The sequence below is a fragment of the Neisseria sp. P0008.S002 genome, from assembly GCF_051962805.1.
Taxonomy (GTDB): domain Bacteria; phylum Pseudomonadota; class Gammaproteobacteria; order Burkholderiales; family Neisseriaceae; genus Neisseria; species Neisseria perflava.
Genome location: NZ_JBQCUY010000005.1, coordinates 133,996 through 148,964 on the forward strand (window position 1 = coordinate 133,996; position 14,969 = coordinate 148,964).

General features: G+C 46.9%; 17 protein-coding genes and 2 pseudogenes. 8 read left to right on the forward strand and 11 right to left on the reverse strand.

What is annotated here, in order from left to right; all coding sequences use genetic code 11:
* The first annotated feature begins 13 nt into the window (after positions 1–13).
* Positions 14–586 (forward strand): 50S ribosomal protein L25/general stress protein Ctc, encoded by a 573-nt coding sequence (locus ACTHSA_RS07150; protein ID WP_004519902.1) that lies wholly within the window; start codon positions 14–16, stop codon positions 584–586.
* A gap of 111 nt (positions 587–697) precedes the next feature.
* Here ACTHSA_RS07150 and hscB read toward each other — a convergent pair whose 3' ends face one another.
* Positions 698–1,198, reverse strand: a complete 501-nt coding sequence (gene hscB / locus ACTHSA_RS07155; RefSeq protein ID WP_004519901.1) for a Fe-S protein assembly co-chaperone HscB — start codon at positions 1,196–1,198, stop codon at positions 698–700.
* Between the two features lie 79 nt (positions 1,199–1,277).
* On the opposite strand from hscB, the pseudogene ACTHSA_RS07160 reads away from it, so the two are divergent.
* A pseudogene (locus tag ACTHSA_RS07160) lies at positions 1,278–1,500 on the forward strand (alternative ribosome-rescue factor A).
* Here the strand turns inward: ACTHSA_RS07160 and iscA are convergent.
* The 7 genes and pseudogenes from iscA to iscR form a co-directional block, all read right to left on the reverse strand.
* Positions 1,460–1,780: an iron-sulfur cluster assembly protein IscA gene (iscA, locus tag ACTHSA_RS07165; RefSeq protein ID WP_003685774.1), complete on the reverse strand. Its 321-nt coding sequence runs from the start codon at positions 1,778–1,780 to the stop codon at positions 1,460–1,462. The pseudogene ACTHSA_RS07160 and the gene iscA overlap by 41 nt on opposite strands.
* A gap of 70 nt (positions 1,781–1,850) precedes the next feature.
* Positions 1,851–2,095, reverse strand: a pseudogene (locus ACTHSA_RS07170) (recombinase RecA).
* A gap of 107 nt (positions 2,096–2,202) precedes the next feature.
* Positions 2,203–2,589: a Fe-S cluster assembly scaffold IscU gene (gene iscU, locus ACTHSA_RS07175; protein WP_049335285.1), complete on the reverse strand. Its 387-nt coding sequence runs from the start codon at positions 2,587–2,589 to the stop codon at positions 2,203–2,205.
* Between the two features lie 68 nt (positions 2,590–2,657).
* Positions 2,658–2,786: a hypothetical protein gene (locus ACTHSA_RS07180; RefSeq protein ID WP_004519897.1), complete on the reverse strand. Its 129-nt coding sequence runs from the start codon at positions 2,784–2,786 to the stop codon at positions 2,658–2,660.
* Between the two features lie 116 nt (positions 2,787–2,902).
* Positions 2,903–3,511 carry a hypothetical protein gene (locus ACTHSA_RS07185; protein ID WP_049335283.1) on the reverse strand — a complete coding sequence of 203 codons (609 nt, stop codon included), beginning with the start codon at positions 3,509–3,511 and terminating at the stop codon, positions 2,903–2,905.
* 76 nt (positions 3,512–3,587) lie between these two features.
* Positions 3,588–4,802, reverse strand: coding sequence for an IscS subfamily cysteine desulfurase (locus ACTHSA_RS07190; protein WP_049335281.1), 1,215 nt, complete (start codon positions 4,800–4,802; stop codon positions 3,588–3,590).
* A 51-nt stretch (positions 4,803–4,853) separates the two neighbouring features.
* Positions 4,854–5,300 carry a Fe-S cluster assembly transcriptional regulator IscR gene (gene iscR, locus ACTHSA_RS07195; protein WP_004519894.1) on the reverse strand — a complete coding sequence of 149 codons (447 nt, stop codon included), beginning with the start codon at positions 5,298–5,300 and terminating at the stop codon, positions 4,854–4,856.
* 359 nt (positions 5,301–5,659) lie between these two features.
* Here iscR and ACTHSA_RS07200 point away from each other — a divergent pair, with 359 nt between their 5' ends.
* Positions 5,660–6,832: an alpha-hydroxy acid oxidase gene (locus tag ACTHSA_RS07200; RefSeq protein WP_049344453.1), complete on the forward strand. Its 1,173-nt coding sequence runs from the start codon at positions 5,660–5,662 to the stop codon at positions 6,830–6,832.
* A 61-nt stretch (positions 6,833–6,893) separates the two neighbouring features.
* On the opposite strand, the gene dsbD is transcribed toward ACTHSA_RS07200, so the two are convergent.
* Positions 6,894–8,699, reverse strand: coding sequence for a protein-disulfide reductase DsbD (dsbD, locus tag ACTHSA_RS07205; protein ID WP_070695637.1), 1,806 nt, complete (start codon positions 8,697–8,699; stop codon positions 6,894–6,896).
* 218 nt (positions 8,700–8,917) lie between these two features.
* The gene (gene folE2, locus ACTHSA_RS07210) at positions 8,918–9,691 is read right to left on the reverse strand and encodes a GTP cyclohydrolase FolE2 (protein WP_004519889.1); all 774 of its coding nucleotides are present in this window, start codon (positions 9,689–9,691) and stop codon (positions 8,918–8,920) included.
* Positions 9,692–9,869: 178 nt separating this feature from the next.
* Between folE2 and ACTHSA_RS07215 the strand changes: the two genes are divergently transcribed.
* From ACTHSA_RS07215 to ACTHSA_RS07235, 5 genes are all read left to right on the forward strand, one after another.
* On the forward strand, positions 9,870–11,027 hold the full coding sequence (locus ACTHSA_RS07215) for a trans-sulfuration enzyme family protein (RefSeq protein ID WP_039862178.1): 1,158 nt from the start codon (positions 9,870–9,872) through the stop codon (positions 11,025–11,027).
* Between the two features lie 66 nt (positions 11,028–11,093).
* On the forward strand, positions 11,094–11,963 hold the full coding sequence (locus ACTHSA_RS07220; RefSeq protein ID WP_141744538.1) for a hypothetical protein: 870 nt from the start codon (positions 11,094–11,096) through the stop codon (positions 11,961–11,963).
* A 33-nt stretch (positions 11,964–11,996) separates the two neighbouring features.
* On the forward strand, positions 11,997–12,452 hold the full coding sequence (locus tag ACTHSA_RS07225; RefSeq protein ID WP_039862177.1) for an META domain-containing protein: 456 nt from the start codon (positions 11,997–11,999) through the stop codon (positions 12,450–12,452).
* Between the two features lie 98 nt (positions 12,453–12,550).
* A complete protein-coding gene (locus ACTHSA_RS07230) occupies positions 12,551–13,330 on the forward strand; it encodes a ferredoxin--NADP reductase (protein ID WP_004519886.1) in 780 nt (259 codons plus the stop codon).
* Positions 13,331–13,407: 77 nt separating this feature from the next.
* Positions 13,408–14,415: an adenosine deaminase gene (locus tag ACTHSA_RS07235; protein WP_070695634.1), complete on the forward strand. Its 1,008-nt coding sequence runs from the start codon at positions 13,408–13,410 to the stop codon at positions 14,413–14,415.
* A gap of 54 nt (positions 14,416–14,469) precedes the next feature.
* On the opposite strand, the gene ACTHSA_RS07240 is transcribed toward ACTHSA_RS07235, so the two are convergent.
* Positions 14,470–14,949, reverse strand: a complete 480-nt coding sequence (locus ACTHSA_RS07240; RefSeq protein WP_003680761.1) for a DUF302 domain-containing protein — start codon at positions 14,947–14,949, stop codon at positions 14,470–14,472.
* Positions 14,950–14,969: the final 20 nt, after the last annotated feature.

Genomic DNA, 14,969 nt, shown 5'->3' on the forward strand with positions numbered 1-14,969 from the left:
TGGAGTATTAAACATGACTTACGAAATTCAAGCCTCTGTTCGCGAAGCCCAAGGCACTGGTGCGAGCCGCCGCCTGCGTCGCGAAGGCCAAATCCCTGGCATTCTGTATGGTGAAGGTCAAGAGCCTGTTGCTATCGCTGTAGACCACAAAACTGTATTCTACGCATTGGAAAAAGAATCTTTCCATACTGCTTTGATTAAACTGTCTTTGAACGGTGAAACTAAAGACGTTATCGTGCGTGACTTCCAAATGCACCCATTCCGTCGCGAAGTTCAACACATCGACTTCCAAGCTGTAAAAGCTGATCAACCTGTACGCATCCGCGTTCCTCTGCACATTGTTAACGCTGAAAACTCTCAAGCTGTTAAATTGCAAGGTGGCCGCGTATCTCTGTTGAACACTTCTGTTGAAGTAGTTGCTTTGCCTGCAAACATTCCTGCTTTCTTGGAGTTGGATTGTGCATCTGTAGTTGCTGGCGACATTCTGCACTTGTCAGACATCAAATTGCCAGAAGGTGTTGAAAGTGTTTCTCTGAAACGTAATGAAAACCTGGCTGTTGCTACTGTTACTGGTAAAAAACGCTAATAGGTAGTTAATATAAGAAAACCGTATCAGATAAATCTGATACGGTTTTTGTTTTACATATAAAATCATTTGCCATAATAAAACTTAGGCAAATGCAGCAGCATATGTACTTTATAAGATTGAAGCAATTTCATTGCGAAGTTTATTAAGAAAGCGGCCATGCCGTACCCATTGTGCGGCCGATTCATAATCCTGTTGTTCAAATGCTTGTTGTAAATCTTGATATAGGTTGCTTTGTACTTCTTGGATTTCTTGATCCAGCGCTCGGATGGCATCATGGTTTTGTTCCATTTGTGCATCCATCAATGTTTCCCGCCATTCCATCTGCTGCATGAGGAATTCTGGTGAAAACGAAGTGTGTTCAGGTGCATCAGCATCGATATTTTGGCTTTTCAAGAGATAAGCGGCTCGATCAATAGGGCTTTTTAATGTGCGGTAGGCGTCATTAATTGTAGAAGACATCATAACGGCTTGTTTCTGCTCAAAAGCTGAAGCAGAAGCAAATTTATCGGGATGAAAACGGGCAGCTAAAGCTCGATAGATCTGTTCGAGTGCTTCGGTATCAATATTGAAAGATGGCTCAAGCTGAAAGAGGTTGAAGTATTGAGACATGATATCAAAGGAAAAAATCTAAAGAAGAGGATTATTTTACGATATAATCCAGAAACTGTTTATACGAAAGGAAAACAATATGACCGGTAAGGTGCAACACAATAAAGGCAAAATACGAGACAATGCCTTAAAAGCCTTAGTCAAATCTGATTTGTTCCGACACAAAGTAGAACGAAAAAGAAAAGGCAAGGGTAGCTATAATAGGCAAGAAGCCAAAAAATGGCGGGATGGTTTTGATACTTTCTCGCCATTTTTGATATTTTAAACGTGGAAGCTCTCGCCACAGCCGCAGGAATCTTTAACGTTTGGGTTTTCAAATTTGAAACCTTCCTGTAATCCTTCTTTGGTGTAATCGACTTGCGTGCCGTCTAGATAAACCAAGCTTTTCGGATCGATATAAACGCGTGCGCCGTGTTCTTCAAAAATCAGGTCATCCTCGTTCACTTCATCGACAAATTCAAGGTTGTATGCCATGCCTGAGCAGCCGCTGGTTTTCACACCCAAGCGCACGCCCAAACCTTTACCGCGTTTGGTCAGGTAGCTGTTGATGTGTTTGGCTGCGTTTTCTGTGATGGTAATCATGCTTTTTTCCTCATTTCGCAATCATTTTCTGTTTTGTCTGCTTTTTTATTTCAGATGGCCTCTTGAACTATCAGGCCGTCTGAAAACGCTGTTTTGCCCACTCTATTGCGGCAGTAATGGCAGCTTTGGCCTGCGGACTATTTTTCCAACAGGTTGAGCCGGTTAATTGTGCGCCCTGTTCCAAAATATCGTCTAAATCCGCAACCTCCAGAGTGGCAATATCATCAATCCCATTTGCTGCAAACGCTGCAATATGGTTTTACCTATTCCTTTGACAGCAAGTAGGGATTGGATTTCTTCATCGGTAAAAGGCATATCGTCTTCTTTGATTTTGCAGGTACTGGCGCACTTATATGGCAAGTTGGGCCTATCAAGCCGATTTAGACATTAATGTCTGCAAACTAAGTATCTGGCAAACAAGGTTATTTGTTTTCCTGACGTTTGCGATAGTCGGCAACGGCTGCTTTTACCGCATCTTCAGCCAAGATGGAGCAGTGGATTTTTACCGGCGGCAGCTCCAATTCTTCGGCGATTTCGCTGTTTTTGATTGCCAGCGCGTCATCCAAGCTTTTGCCTTTTACCCACTCGGTAATCAGGCTGGAAGAAGCGATAGCAGAGCCGCAGCCGTAAGTTTTAAATTTTGCATCTTCGATAATACCCTCATTGTTTACTTTGATTTGCAGACGCATTACGTCACCGCAGGCCGGTGCACCGACCATGCCGGTACCGACAGATTCGTCGTTTTTGTCGAAAGTACCGACGTTGCGGGGGTTTTCGTAGTGGTCGATTACTTTATCGCTGTATGCCATGATGTGGTTTCCTTTGTGTTTTTAGTGGTGTAAATGGTTTGTTTACGAATATTCAGACGGCCTGAAGTTTAGATTTTGCACGCGCCGCCTTCGCAGCCGTCATCATTCTCTGAATCAACGCCGCCTTCTACGGTAACGCCGTCAAAATCTTCGAGCAGGTTGTCGAGATTGTCGAGGTCGAGTTCTTGTTCGTCCATGGGTTTGTATCCTTAATTTGAAGATTGTGGCTTTTAGGTCGTCTGAAAAGGTATATTTTTAGAGTTTCAGACGTCCTTTTTAATGTCTAAGTTGATTATCTATTACAGTTGTTTTATCAGCCATTTATAAAGGCACATTCTAAAATTGTTTGGGGTTTTCCGTTAACATTAATCGGTTTTAGTTTTGCTTGCAGGGTTTCGTATTCTTCTAAAATCAAACTGTATTTTCGAATAGGGCGGTATTTTCCTTTTAACACCTTGCGTGCCTGTCCCAAAGGTACATCCAACAATAAACGGGTGTAACTGTAACCTGCGGTTTCTACTTGGAACGTCTGGCTGATATGAACCACAGGCAAGCCATAGTAAGTACCGCTGAGTTTCAAACGGGTTTGATCAAGAATAAACGGTTTTCCATCTTCACTAAATTCCGTGCGGTGCAAAGTCATCGGAGGGTGCGCAAGATCACGGTAAGCCTTTGGCAGCTTGACTCTATTGGGATAATTCAAACGCAGGTTTTGATATTTAGAGTCTTTATCGTTCCAGTCATAGCTTACATCACTAAATGGATCCAACAGGTTTTCCAAATGTTTATCGAATTGGCAGCCATTTTCAAATGATTTGAATATAGTTGACCAATCAGATTGTGTCTGTGCTGAAACCAGCGGGGCCGAGCATAGAATCAGACAAGAAAGTAAGTGGCGTATTTTATTTTTTATTATCGTCATTTTTAGTATTTTTCTTGATGAGGTCGTCTGAAAAGGTAAAGGCCTTGTGGATTTTTCAGACGACCTTTTCTCTTGATTAATGCGCCGCCCATTCAATCGAGTTCAAATCGATACCTTCTTTAAACATTTCCCACAGCGGAGACAGTTCGCGCAGTTTGCCGATTTTGGATTTAATCAGTTCTGCTGCGAATTGGACTTCTTCTTCAGTGGTCATGCGGCCGAAGGTGATGCGCAGGGAAGAGTGCGCCAATTCGTCGTTACGGCCGAGTGCGCGCAGGACGTAGCTTGGTTCGAGACTGGCAGAAGTACAGGCGGAGCCGCTGGATACGGCGAGTTCTTTGACTGCCATAATCAGGCTTTCGCCTTCGACGAAGTTGAAGCTGACGTTCAGGTTGTTTGGAGCGCGGTGTTCGAGGTCACCGTTGATGTAGACTTCTTCGATGCCTTCGATACCTTTGAGGAAGATATCGCGCAGTTTCAGGTAGTGCGCCATGTCTTGCTCGAGTTCTTCTTTGGCGATGCGGAAGGCTTCGCCCATGCCGACGATTTGGTGGGTGGGCAGGGTGCCGCTGCGGAAGCCGCGTTCGTGGCCGCCGCCGTGCATTTGGGCTTCGAGGCGGACGCGTGGTTTACGGCGTACATACAGGGCGCCGATGCCTTTAGGGCCGTATACTTTGTGGCCGGACATAGACAGCAAATCAACTTTGGCGGCTTCAACGTCGACAGGCACTTTGCCGCATGCTTGTGCTGCGTCAACGTGGAAAATGATTTTGCGTTCGCGGCAGATTTCGCCAATGGCAGGAATATCTTGAACTACGCCGATTTCGTTGTTTACCCACATTACGGAAACGAGGATGGTGTCTTCGCGGATAGCGGCTTTCAGCACGTCTAAGTCAACCAAACCGTTTTCTTGTACGTCCAGATAAGTTACTTCATAACCTTGGCGTTCGAGTTCACGCATGGTGTCAAGCACGGCTTTGTGCTCGGTTTTCACGGTAATGAGGTGGTTGCCTTTGGATTTGTAGAAGTGCGCCGCGCCTTTAATGGCGAGGTTGTTGGATTCGGTTGCGCCGCTGGTAAAAACGATTTCTTTAGAGTCGGCGTTAATCAGGGCTGCGATGTCTGCACGTGCTTTTTCTACGGCTTCTTCTGCTTCCCAGCCGAAGCTGTGGCTGTTGGAGGCTGGGTTGCCGAAAATATCGGACAGGTAGGGAATCATTTTTTCGGCAACGCGGCGGTCAACGGGAGTGGTGGCGGCGTAGTCGAGGTATACGGGGGTTTTGACGGTCATGGTTTGCTCTTTCGTTTGGTCATCTGCCTGCGGTCTTTGCCGCAAGTCGGTTTAATGAATGTGTGTAAAAGTAACGACATGACTGCTGTCGCTGCAGTTTTTTTGTTCAATGATGCTTTGCAGCGTAACGCTGCTGAGGTAATCATTGATGGTTTTGTTTAAGTTTTCCCAAAGGTCATGGGTCAGACAGGGGGCACCGTGGTGGCAGTTTGCTTTGCTGCCGCATTGTGTGGCATCCAGTCGGTCTTCGGCTGCGGAGATGATTTGTGCAATATTGATTTGCTCGGCGGGTGCGGCAAGGATATAGCCTCCGCCTGGGCCGCGTAGGCTTTCAACCAATCCGGCACGGCGCAGCTTGCTGAATAATTGTTCGAGGTAGGACAGCGATATGCTTTGTCGTTCGCTGATGGCACTGAGTTTGACAGCGCCGGTTTGCGCGTTCATCGCCAAATCTATCATGGCGGTTACTGCAAATCGCCCTTTGGTAGTCAGTCTCATGGTGTGGTTGCCTGTGTGGGGCGTTTTTATTAGTAGGGGAATTGTCTAATATCTGAGTGTTTCAGTCAAGTATGTGGCGGTTCGGTTTGATTGTTTGTTTAAATGGTGGCATGGGCTGATTTTTAAATCGGAAAATATTTTCCTTATTTTTCTGTAATTTGGACTTAAGGCCGTCTGAAAAAAGGCTATCAACCCTACAAATATCAGGGTTAAAATGTTTTGATTTAATATTGATACTGATATAGATTATCAAAATTATTCTTAAAATTTAGTTGTTTTGATGGAGTAAAATAATGAGGTGTTTGAAATGTTCAGACGGCCTTGACCATCCATCTTTACCTTAACAGAGGCAATCGACAATGAAATGTAATTTAAGCAAAATAACCTGTATCGAAGACTTGCGCCTTGTTGCCAAACGTAAAATGCCGCGTATGTTTTATGACTATATTGACTCAGGCTCTTGGACGGAAACCACTTATCGTGAAAACACTTCGGATTTTAAAGACATCCGTTTCCGCCAAAAGGTATTGGTTAATATGGAGGGGCGCAGTCTCGAAACCAAAATGATTGGGCAGGATGTGAAAATGCCGGTAGCGATTGCGCCAACAGGTTTCACGGGTATGGCGCACGCCGACGGTGAAATTTTGGCGGCGCGTGCGGCGGAAAAATTTGGTATTCCGTTTACGCTGTCGACCATGTCCATTTGTTCGATTGAGGATGTGGCTGAAAACACCAGCGCGCCGTTTTGGTTTCAGCTTTATGTGATGCGCGACCGCGAGTTTATGGAAAACCTGATTAAGCGTGCGAAGGATGCCAAATGTTCGGCTTTGGTATTGACCGCTGATTTGCAGGTCTTGGGTCAACGCCACAAAGACATCAAAAACGGCCTGTCCGCGCCGCCGAAACCAACCATTGCCAATTTAATCAATTTGGCGACCAAACCGGAATGGTGTATGAAAATGCTGAACACGGAACGTCGCACCTTCCGCAATATTGTCGGTCATGCGAAAAACGTGGGCGATTTGTCTTCGCTGTCTTCGTGGACTTCCGAACAATTCGACCCGCGCCTGAGCTGGGATGATGTGGCGCGCATTAAAGATTTGTGGGGCGGCAAGCTGATTATCAAAGGCATTATGGAGCCTGAAGATGCGGAAAAGGCAGCGAAAAGCGGCGCGGACGCATTGGTCGTTTCCAATCATGGTGGCCGTCAGCTTGACGATACCGTGTCCGCCATTAAAGCTTTGCCTGATGTGGTCAGCGCAGTTGGCAGCGATATCGAGGTTTGGATGGACAGTGGTATCCGCAGCGGTCAGGATATTTTGAAGGCTTGGGCTTTGGGTGCGAAAGGTACGATGATTGGTCGGGCGTTTCTGTATGGTTTGGGTGCGTATGGTGAAGAAGGCGTAACCCGTGCGCTGGAAATCCTGTATAAAGAAATGGATATTTCCATGGCATTTACTGGTTATCGCAATATTCAAGATGTGGATTCCAGCATTTTGCGTTCTACGCGTTGGGCTCAAGATGAATTTTAATTTTTAAACATAAGAAAAGGCCGTCTGAAAATCTGTTTTCAGACGGCCTTTTTATAGACGGCTATTTCTCGTTTTTGCGATACCATTCGATGAAGGCATCGGGTTTGACAAAGCCTAATAAGGCTTCGCTATGACTGCCGTCGGCGCGGACAACAAACACGCCCGGAGGACCGAAGAGGCCGTATTCTTTCAGTAAGGCCTGATGGTCGGGAGTGTTGGCAGTTACGTCGATTTGGAAGAAGCGCTGCATATCGACCGCTTCGTGTACCTGCGGTTGGTTGAGCGTGTAGGCGGCCATTTCTTTGCAGGATACGCACCAGTCGGCGTAGAAATCAATCAGCACGGGCTTGCTTGGATCGGCTTTCAAGGCGGCATCCATAGCGGCTTTGAGTTCGCTGACATCGGTAAACATCTTGCCGTGGTCGGTTTCTTGTCCGGCTTCGGATGGCGGAACCAGCGTTAAGAAGTGGTGGAGGGCGGTGGTTTGTTTATTGAGGCTTTGCCAGCCAAACCATGAGCCGCCAATCAGCAGTAAAAAGCCCAATACGGCGGCAACCGTTTTCAGACGGCCTTTTTGTTTGCCGGATTTCGCTAAAAGCATAAGGGCGGGAACAATCATCAGCAAGGTGTAGAGGCTGACTACTGCGAAATAAGGCAGATGCGGTGTAGCAAGGTATACGGCAACAGCCAGCAAGATGAAGCCGAATGCGTATTTGATGCCGTTCATCCAGTCGCCTGCTTTAGGCAGGATATGGCCGCCGAATGTACCGATGATGATGAGCGGCACGCCGGTGCCGAGTGCCAAGACATAAAGCGCAAGACCGCCCAATACGGCATCGCCGGTCTGGCCGATATAGCCCAAAGCAAATGCCAGCGGAGGCGCAACGCAAGGGCCGACAATCAGGGCGGACAAAATACCCATGATGAAGACGGAAATGATTTTGCCGCCGGAGAGTTTGTTGCTTTGGTTTTGGAAATAGGATTGGACGGAGTTGGGCAGTTGGATATTGAAGAGGCCGAACATGGACATAGCCAGTACCACCATCAGCGCGGCGGCGGCAAGTACGACCCAAGGCTGTTGCAGCCATACGGTCAACAGCGCACCGGTCAAACCGGCAATCACGCCGACCAAGGTATAGGTCAATGCCAAGCCTTGTACATATACCATAGACAAGGTAAACGCGCGGCCTTTGCCGGCTTTTTTATCGCCCACGACAATACTGGAAACAATCGGCAGGAGCGGATACATACAGGCGGTAAAGCTTAAGCCTAAACCTGCGACAAAAAACGCCAACAGGTTGGCGTTTAAAGTATCCCAAGAGAGCTTGAAGCGGCTGCTGTCGGGATTGTTTGTACTGGGTTGCGTTGGCATTTGGCCGTCTGAAGAGGCGGACGGTTGTAAAAAGCGGTCTTTGGCAGAAACCGGCTCATCGCTTTGCGGCTGATAAACCCCGTTGCCTTTTACGTCAAACTCGGTGTCCACAGGCGGATAACATACACCGGCTTCGGCACAGCCTTGATAAGTCAGCGTCAGTTTGTATTGCGGTGCGGCTTGTTTGTAAGGCAGGTCAACCTGTGCGGTATGGTGGTAAACCGTTTGTTTGCCGAAGAATTCGTCTTCTTTTTCTTCGCCTTTGCTGAATTTGGGTTCGCCTAGGATTTTGTCAGGATTGGTCGCTGCAACGATTTTGGACTGGTACATATAGTAGCCGTCGGCGATTTTGAACTGCACGCTGATGCCTTGGTCGGTTACATTGACTTGAGGTACAAAGGCTTGCTCTGGAGGCAGTAAATCATTGGCATCTACTGCGAATGCGAAGCTGCTCAAGCCTAAAAATGCAATGAGGAAATAAAGGAATTTTTTCATAGTATCTACGGAGTTGCCGTTGAGGAACCGTCATTATAAATGATGGAAAAAACAATCGGCTTAATTTATGTTAAATATTGCGAGAGAAATCTAATGCTTTTGAATTATATCGAAATAGAGTTGCCCATATATGACCGATAGTCTCATGTTATCGTTCAATCTATGCCAAAGGCCGTCTGAAATGTTCAGACGGCCTTTGTTTTTATTCTGCTCGGCTTTTAAGGATAAGCGATATAAGCGTAAGCGGAATGGTTGTGTATCGATTCGAAGTTTTCGCTTTCGACGACGAATGATTCGATGCGTTTGTCTGCAATTAACACCGTGGCCACATCACGAACCATGTCTTCGACAAACTTCGGATTTTCGTATGCTTTTTCCGTTACATACTTCTCGTCAGGGCGTTTGAGCAAACCGTAGAGCTGGCAGCTTGCCTGTGCTTCGACGTAATCGATGATTTCTTCAATGCCTACATCCGCGTTTGCAATAAGACTGACCGTCACATGCGAACGTTGGTTGTGCGCGCCGTATTGGGAAATTTCTTTGGAACACGGACACAAGGAAGTAACCGGAACCATCACTTTCAGGCTGTGGCTGTATGTACCGTTTTTGATTTCGCCGGTCAGGGTAACATCATAGTCGAGCAGCGATTGGATGCCGGAGACGGGCGCACTTTTCTTGCGGAAAAACGGGAAGGTAACGCTGATTTTGCCGGAATGGGAATCCAACAGGGCAACCATATCGGCGGTCAGCTTGTGCAGCGTATCGAAATCCAAAGCATCGGTTTGTTTTTCCATCAGGGCGACAAAGCGCGACATATGCGTGCCTTTTTGGTCGGCAGGCAGGAAAACCGTCATGGTCAGGCGGGCGACGGTGGATTGTTCGCCTTCTTTGCTTTTGAGGGAGATTGGAAAGCGCAGGTCTTTGATGCCGACCTGATTAATCGGCAGGTTGCGTAAATCGCGGCTGGATTGCACGTCTGCAATGGCGTTCATGCGTGGTATGTCCTTCATGATAGGATTGTTGAGATGCGTGTGGAGGGAGTCGGCTCGTGTCGGCCGATTTGCAAATGCGAGATTATATCACTTGCTTTATCCGCCTGCATTGATTGTTTCTATTTTTCAGATAGTGATAAAATCTTCAATTATTCACATCTATATAGGCAGAGACCCAATGAAATTCGCCACGAAAGCCATCCATTCCAGCTACGATTGCGACGAACACAACCGTGCGCTGATGCCGCCGATTTATCAAAACAGTATGTTCGCGTTGCACGAGATTGGCGAAAATGTGCCTTACCGCTACTCGCGCCTGAGCAACCCGACCCGACAGGTCTTGGAAGATACCGTTGCCGATTTGGAGCACGGTGTGGCCGGCTTTGCGTTTTCCAGCGGTATGGCGGGGATTGATGCCGTATGGCGTACTTTCCTGCGCCCGGGCGATACCATTGTCGCAGTCGCCGATATTTACGGCGGCGCTTATGATTTATTGGTCGATGTTTATCAAAAATGGGGTGTGAACGTTGTTTTTGCCGATTTGGGCAATCCGGATAATCTGGACGAGCTGCTTAAAGCGCACAATGTCAAACTGGTTTGGCTGGAAACGCCGTCCAATCCGCTTTTGCGCTTGGTGGACATCAAAGCGCTTGCCGCGAAAGCCAAAGCAGCCGGTGCGCTGGTCGGCATCGACAACACCTTTGCCACGCCGTATCTGCAACAGCCGTTGGATATGGGCTGTGATTTTGTGTTCCATTCCGCTACCAAATATTTGTGCGGCCATTCGGACGTACTGATGGGCGTAGTCGTTGCCAAAACCAAAGAGCTGGCGCAGCCTTTGCACGACATGATGGTGCATACCGGCGCGATTGCAGGTCCGATGGATTGTTGGCTGGTGTTGCGCGGTATTAAAACACTGGCTCTACGCATGAACGCCCATTGCCAAAACGCACTCGAAATCGCGCGCCGTTTGGAAGCCCATCCTGCCATTGAAAAAGTGTTCTATCCCGGCCTGCCGTCTCACGAACATTACGAACTCGCCCAAGCACAAATGCCCAAAGGCATCGGTGGCGTGGTTACGGTTTACCTCAAAAACGACACGCGTGAAGCGGCCAATAGTGTGATTAAAAACATGAAACTGGTCAAAATGGCTTCTAGCCTTGGCGGAGTGGAAAGTTTGGTCAACCATTGCTATTCCCAATCCCACAGCGGCGTGCCGCATGATGTGAAAATGGAAATGGGCATCAAAGTCGGCCTGCTGCGTTTCTCTGTCGGTATCGAAGATGTGGACGATATTTGGAACGATATTTCCAAAGCATTGGATACGACTTTGTAAATAAGGCTTAAAGGCCGTCTGAAGGTGGATAGTTTTTCAGACGGCCTTTAAATTATGGTGATTAAGATGAATATCCCTGAAAAATTTATTCGTCCATTCCCCTCTCCGGAAGAAGTTTTTTCTGAAGAGATAGAGCGACACGCGAAACATTTTTTACCCATTTGTTCGCTTAATCTTCAATTTATACGTCCTGATAGTGAAGAGTTTTGGATACATTTCGTCCAGCCTGCGGAAATTCATTCGGGTTGCGTAGGTGAGCATACATCGGCATTTCATGACCGCTATAATTTTGAGGACAGTATTTGTTTTGATGTCGATGAGAACGGTAAATATCGATTTAATGGCGATTGGCATTTTTTTATTTTGGAAAACAAGGAAATGCCGTCTGAAATTAAAACCAGAATAATGGAACAGGCGCAAAAGATTGCGGAAAAACAGGGTATGAGTTTTGATCAGGCAGCTTGGTATAAAACGCCGCATATTTATCGGCAGGATACGCAGGAAGAATTAGAAAACGTATATAGAATCAATCATCTTTGTTTTAATGCCATCAAAAATTTGTATCTGAAATATGGAAAATTCCTTCAGGGATATGTACCCATTGAGCTGGACAGTAAATATACTTTGGAAGAATTGGTTGCATTGAAGGAAGCTGCAGATTCACAATGTCAGGATGACGGGTTGGATAGAGATTTGATTGAGGATGCCGGCGGATTATCAGAGGGTATGTTGGAAGAAGGTTTTAACCATATTGATGGAATGTTCCAAGAAGAGTACGGTAATTTAGTGGATACACCCAAACGAGATGATGGAAAAGTTTTTTCTTATGTCGGCTATTTGAGCGGATATAAATTTCAGGAATATGGTTGCGATGAGTTGTACCTATTTTTTGATGCGGATAGTAAAAAAGCCGTTGTCCGTTTGGTGTACAGTTAGACGATAAAGAAGATTTCTAAAAAAGGATGAGTCATGAAAACCCTTATTTCAGCAATGATTGGTGCATTTGTATTGGTTGCTTGTTCTACGCCTGCCGATAAGCCTTTATCAAGTCAGCCACATATTTCTTCTAGCAAATCATCTGAATCAAAGCAAATGAAAATGCCTACTTTAGCCGCTAAATGGCGTGTTGTCGCTTTCAATAAATTCACTGAAAAAGAATTGGCAGATAAAAACGCCTATTTGGATTTCAGCAAAATGCCTAAGGCTTATGGCAATATGGGTTGCAACGGTATGATGTTTCAAGCGAATGTAATCGGAGCGGACAAAATTGATTTTGGCCATATTGCGGTAAGTATGATGCTGTGTGAAGACATGAAGCTGGAAGATGCGTTTTTGCGTAAACAAAGCGTGTGGAACTATCGTTTTGATGGTAACGATTTGATTTTGGAACAAAAAGGCATCAATATCCGTTTGCGCCGTGAATAATCTTAAAGGCCGTCTGAAAATAAATATTTCAGACGGCCTTTTGAATCTTTATAATAAGCCCTATTTGAAACTGATACCGAATATCAAGGAAACCTATTATGGCAGCTTCTCCAGAAGCCAAGTTTACAGAAGAAAAAGTCTTGTGGATCAAACACTATACGCCCAAGCTGATGACTTTTGCCATCAGCCGCCCTGAGTCCTACCGTTTTTCGGCAGGGCAGTTTTCGCGCCTTGGTTTCCGTGACGGCGAGGGCTTTATTTGGCGCGCGTATTCTGTCGTGTCTGCCGAATACGCCGATACGCTTGAGTATTTCGCAGTATTAATCGAAGGCGGCCCGATGTCGGCGCGTTTTGCTGCGATGAAAGAGGGCGATACTATTTTGCTGGATAAAACGGCTACCGGTTTCCTCTTGCCCGAGCGTTTCCCCGACGGCAAAGATTTGGTTATGCTCTGCACGGGTTCAGGCATTGCGCCTTTCCTCTCTATTATTGAGCAGCCTGAAATTTGGCAGCGTTTCGACCGTTTGGTTTTGGCGCATTCCGTCTCTTACGCCGACGAGTTGATTTTCAACCAGCGCCTTGCCGATTTGAAAGAGCATCCGCTGATTGAAGAATATTTCCATAAATTCACTTTTGTTCCGGTCACCACGCGTGAGGAAACGGAAGGCGCATTGAGTGGCAAACGGATTCCCGAATTGCTGAAGAATGGCGGCTTGGAAGAAAAAGTCGGCTTCAAGTTCACCAAGGCCGATACGCGCTTTATGGTCTGTGGCAATCCGGCAATGGTCAAAGACACTTTCCAAGCCTTGATGGATTTGGGCTACGCTATGCACCGCAACCGCATCCCCGGCGAAATCATGATGGAAAATGGTTTTTAACAGATAAATGGTCAAAGGCCGTCTGAAAGTTTCAGACGGCCTTCAATATTAAATATAAACAGAAAATCAGAGAAAATATGAATATCAAACAATTTATCCAAGCCCTGCCCAAAGCCGAGTTGCACGTTCATATCGAAGGGACGTTTGAGCCGGGGCTGATGTTTGAAATCGCCAAGCGCAACCATATAGCAATTCCTTATGAAAATGTCGATGCGGTACGGCAGGCTTATGATTTTCACAATCTGCAGTCGTTTTTGGATATTTATTATGCCGGTGCCGGCGTATTGTTGCACGAGGCGGATTTTTACGATTTGACCCGCGCGTATCTTGAGCGTTGCCGTGAAGACAATGTCGTGCATACGGAAATATTTTTCGATCCGCAAACCCATATTGCGCGGGGTGTGGCGTTTGAAACCGTGATTAACGGCATTGTCCGCGCCTGTCATGAAGCCGGACAGCAATGGGGAATAAGCACGCGTTTGATTATGTGTTTCCTGCGTCATTTGTCGGAAGAAAGCGCATTTGAAACCTTAAATCAGGCTTTGCCTTATAAGGAACACATCATTGGCGTAGGCTTGGATTCGAGCGAGCAGGGGCATCCGCCGTCCAAGTTCGAGCGCGTGTTTGCGCAGGCGCGGGCGGAGGGTTTGTTGACGGTGGCACATGCCGGAGAAGAAGGCCCGCCGGAATATGTTTATGAGGCTTTGGACTTGCTGCATATCCGCCGTATCGATCATGGCGTACGGGCGGAAGAAGATGAGGCCTTGATGGCGCGTTTGATTAAAGAACAAATGCCGTTGACCGTTTGCCCGTTGAGCAATTTGAAATTAAAAGTGTTCCCTGAAATGGCGAAACACAATTTGCGCCGTATGTTGCAACGCGGCGTCTTGGTAACCGTCAATTCCGATGATCCGGCATATTTCGGCGGCTATATGAACCGCAATTTTGAAGCGCTTGCCGAGGCTTTGGATTTGAGTGCGGAAGAAATCAAAACCTTGTGCGCCAATTCGTTCCGCGCTTCGTTTTTGAGCGAGGCGGAAAAGGAAGAATGGATACGGAAGATTGAAGGTTTTGATGCTGAATAACGATAAAAGGCCGTCTGAAAAAGTTTTAGACGGCCTTTTATGTCGGCGACGGGCTTATTCGCCTACGGTTTTTTGTATCAGTTTTTCGGCGTTTGCCAAAGTGTTTGCCACTTCGTCAAAACCGATGCGGCTGCCGGCGATGAGGGCGCGCGTATCGGTATAGGCGGCGCGTACTTTGCCGTCCGTTTCGGTAACGAGGACGCGCAGGGGCAGTTGCAGGGCGAAGGCGGGGTCTTTGACCATCAGCGGCGTGCCGGCTTTGGGCGTGCCGAAGACGATGACTTTTGCCGGCTGCATCGTTAAGCCGTTTCGGCGGGCGGCTTCCTGATGGTCAATGACGGCAAAAATGTCCATTCCTTTGCTTTTTATGGCGGTTTCAAGGCGGCTGACGGTTTCGTCAAAGCTGTATTTTGAGGTGAGGGTATGCGTGGTCATAGCGGTTTCGTTTTGGGTGGACGGTTCGCCGGTAGGATGTGCCGAAGCGGTTGAAATGCAGAGTGCGGATGCGGCAATCAGGGGGAGTATGTGTTTCATCGTATTTCCTTATTGGTTTG

Coding starts and splice junctions, on each gene's coding strand:
- ACTHSA_RS07150 (WP_004519902.1), top strand. CDS start 14: ATGACTTACGAAATTCAAGCCTCTGTTCGCGAAGCCCAAGGCACTGGT.
- hscB (WP_004519901.1), bottom strand. CDS start 1,198: ATGTCTCAATACTTCAACCTCTTTCAGCTTGAGCCATCTTTCAATATT.
- iscA (WP_003685774.1), bottom strand. CDS start 1,780: ATGATTACCATCACAGAAAACGCAGCCAAACACATCAACAGCTACCTG.
- iscU (WP_049335285.1), bottom strand. CDS start 2,589: ATGGCATACAGCGATAAAGTAATCGACCACTACGAAAACCCCCGCAAC.
- ACTHSA_RS07180 (WP_004519897.1), bottom strand. CDS start 2,786: ATGGACGAACAAGAACTCGACCTCGACAATCTCGACAACCTGCTCGAA.
- ACTHSA_RS07185 (WP_049335283.1), bottom strand. CDS start 3,511: ATGACGATAATAAAAAATAAAATACGCCACTTACTTTCTTGTCTGATT.
- ACTHSA_RS07190 (WP_049335281.1), bottom strand. CDS start 4,802: ATGACCGTCAAAACCCCCGTATACCTCGACTACGCCGCCACCACTCCC.
- iscR (WP_004519894.1), bottom strand. CDS start 5,300: ATGAGACTGACTACCAAAGGGCGATTTGCAGTAACCGCCATGATAGAT.
- ACTHSA_RS07200 (WP_049344453.1), top strand. CDS start 5,660: ATGAAATGTAATTTAAGCAAAATAACCTGTATCGAAGACTTGCGCCTT.
- dsbD (WP_070695637.1), bottom strand. CDS start 8,699: ATGAAAAAATTCCTTTATTTCCTCATTGCATTTTTAGGCTTGAGCAGC.
- folE2 (WP_004519889.1), bottom strand. CDS start 9,691: ATGAACGCCATTGCAGACGTGCAATCCAGCCGCGATTTACGCAACCTG.
- ACTHSA_RS07215 (WP_039862178.1), top strand. CDS start 9,870: ATGAAATTCGCCACGAAAGCCATCCATTCCAGCTACGATTGCGACGAA.
- ACTHSA_RS07220 (WP_141744538.1), top strand. CDS start 11,094: ATGAATATCCCTGAAAAATTTATTCGTCCATTCCCCTCTCCGGAAGAA.
- ACTHSA_RS07225 (WP_039862177.1), top strand. CDS start 11,997: ATGAAAACCCTTATTTCAGCAATGATTGGTGCATTTGTATTGGTTGCT.
- ACTHSA_RS07230 (WP_004519886.1), top strand. CDS start 12,551: ATGGCAGCTTCTCCAGAAGCCAAGTTTACAGAAGAAAAAGTCTTGTGG.
- ACTHSA_RS07235 (WP_070695634.1), top strand. CDS start 13,408: ATGAATATCAAACAATTTATCCAAGCCCTGCCCAAAGCCGAGTTGCAC.
- ACTHSA_RS07240 (WP_003680761.1), bottom strand. CDS start 14,949: ATGAAACACATACTCCCCCTGATTGCCGCATCCGCACTCTGCATTTCA.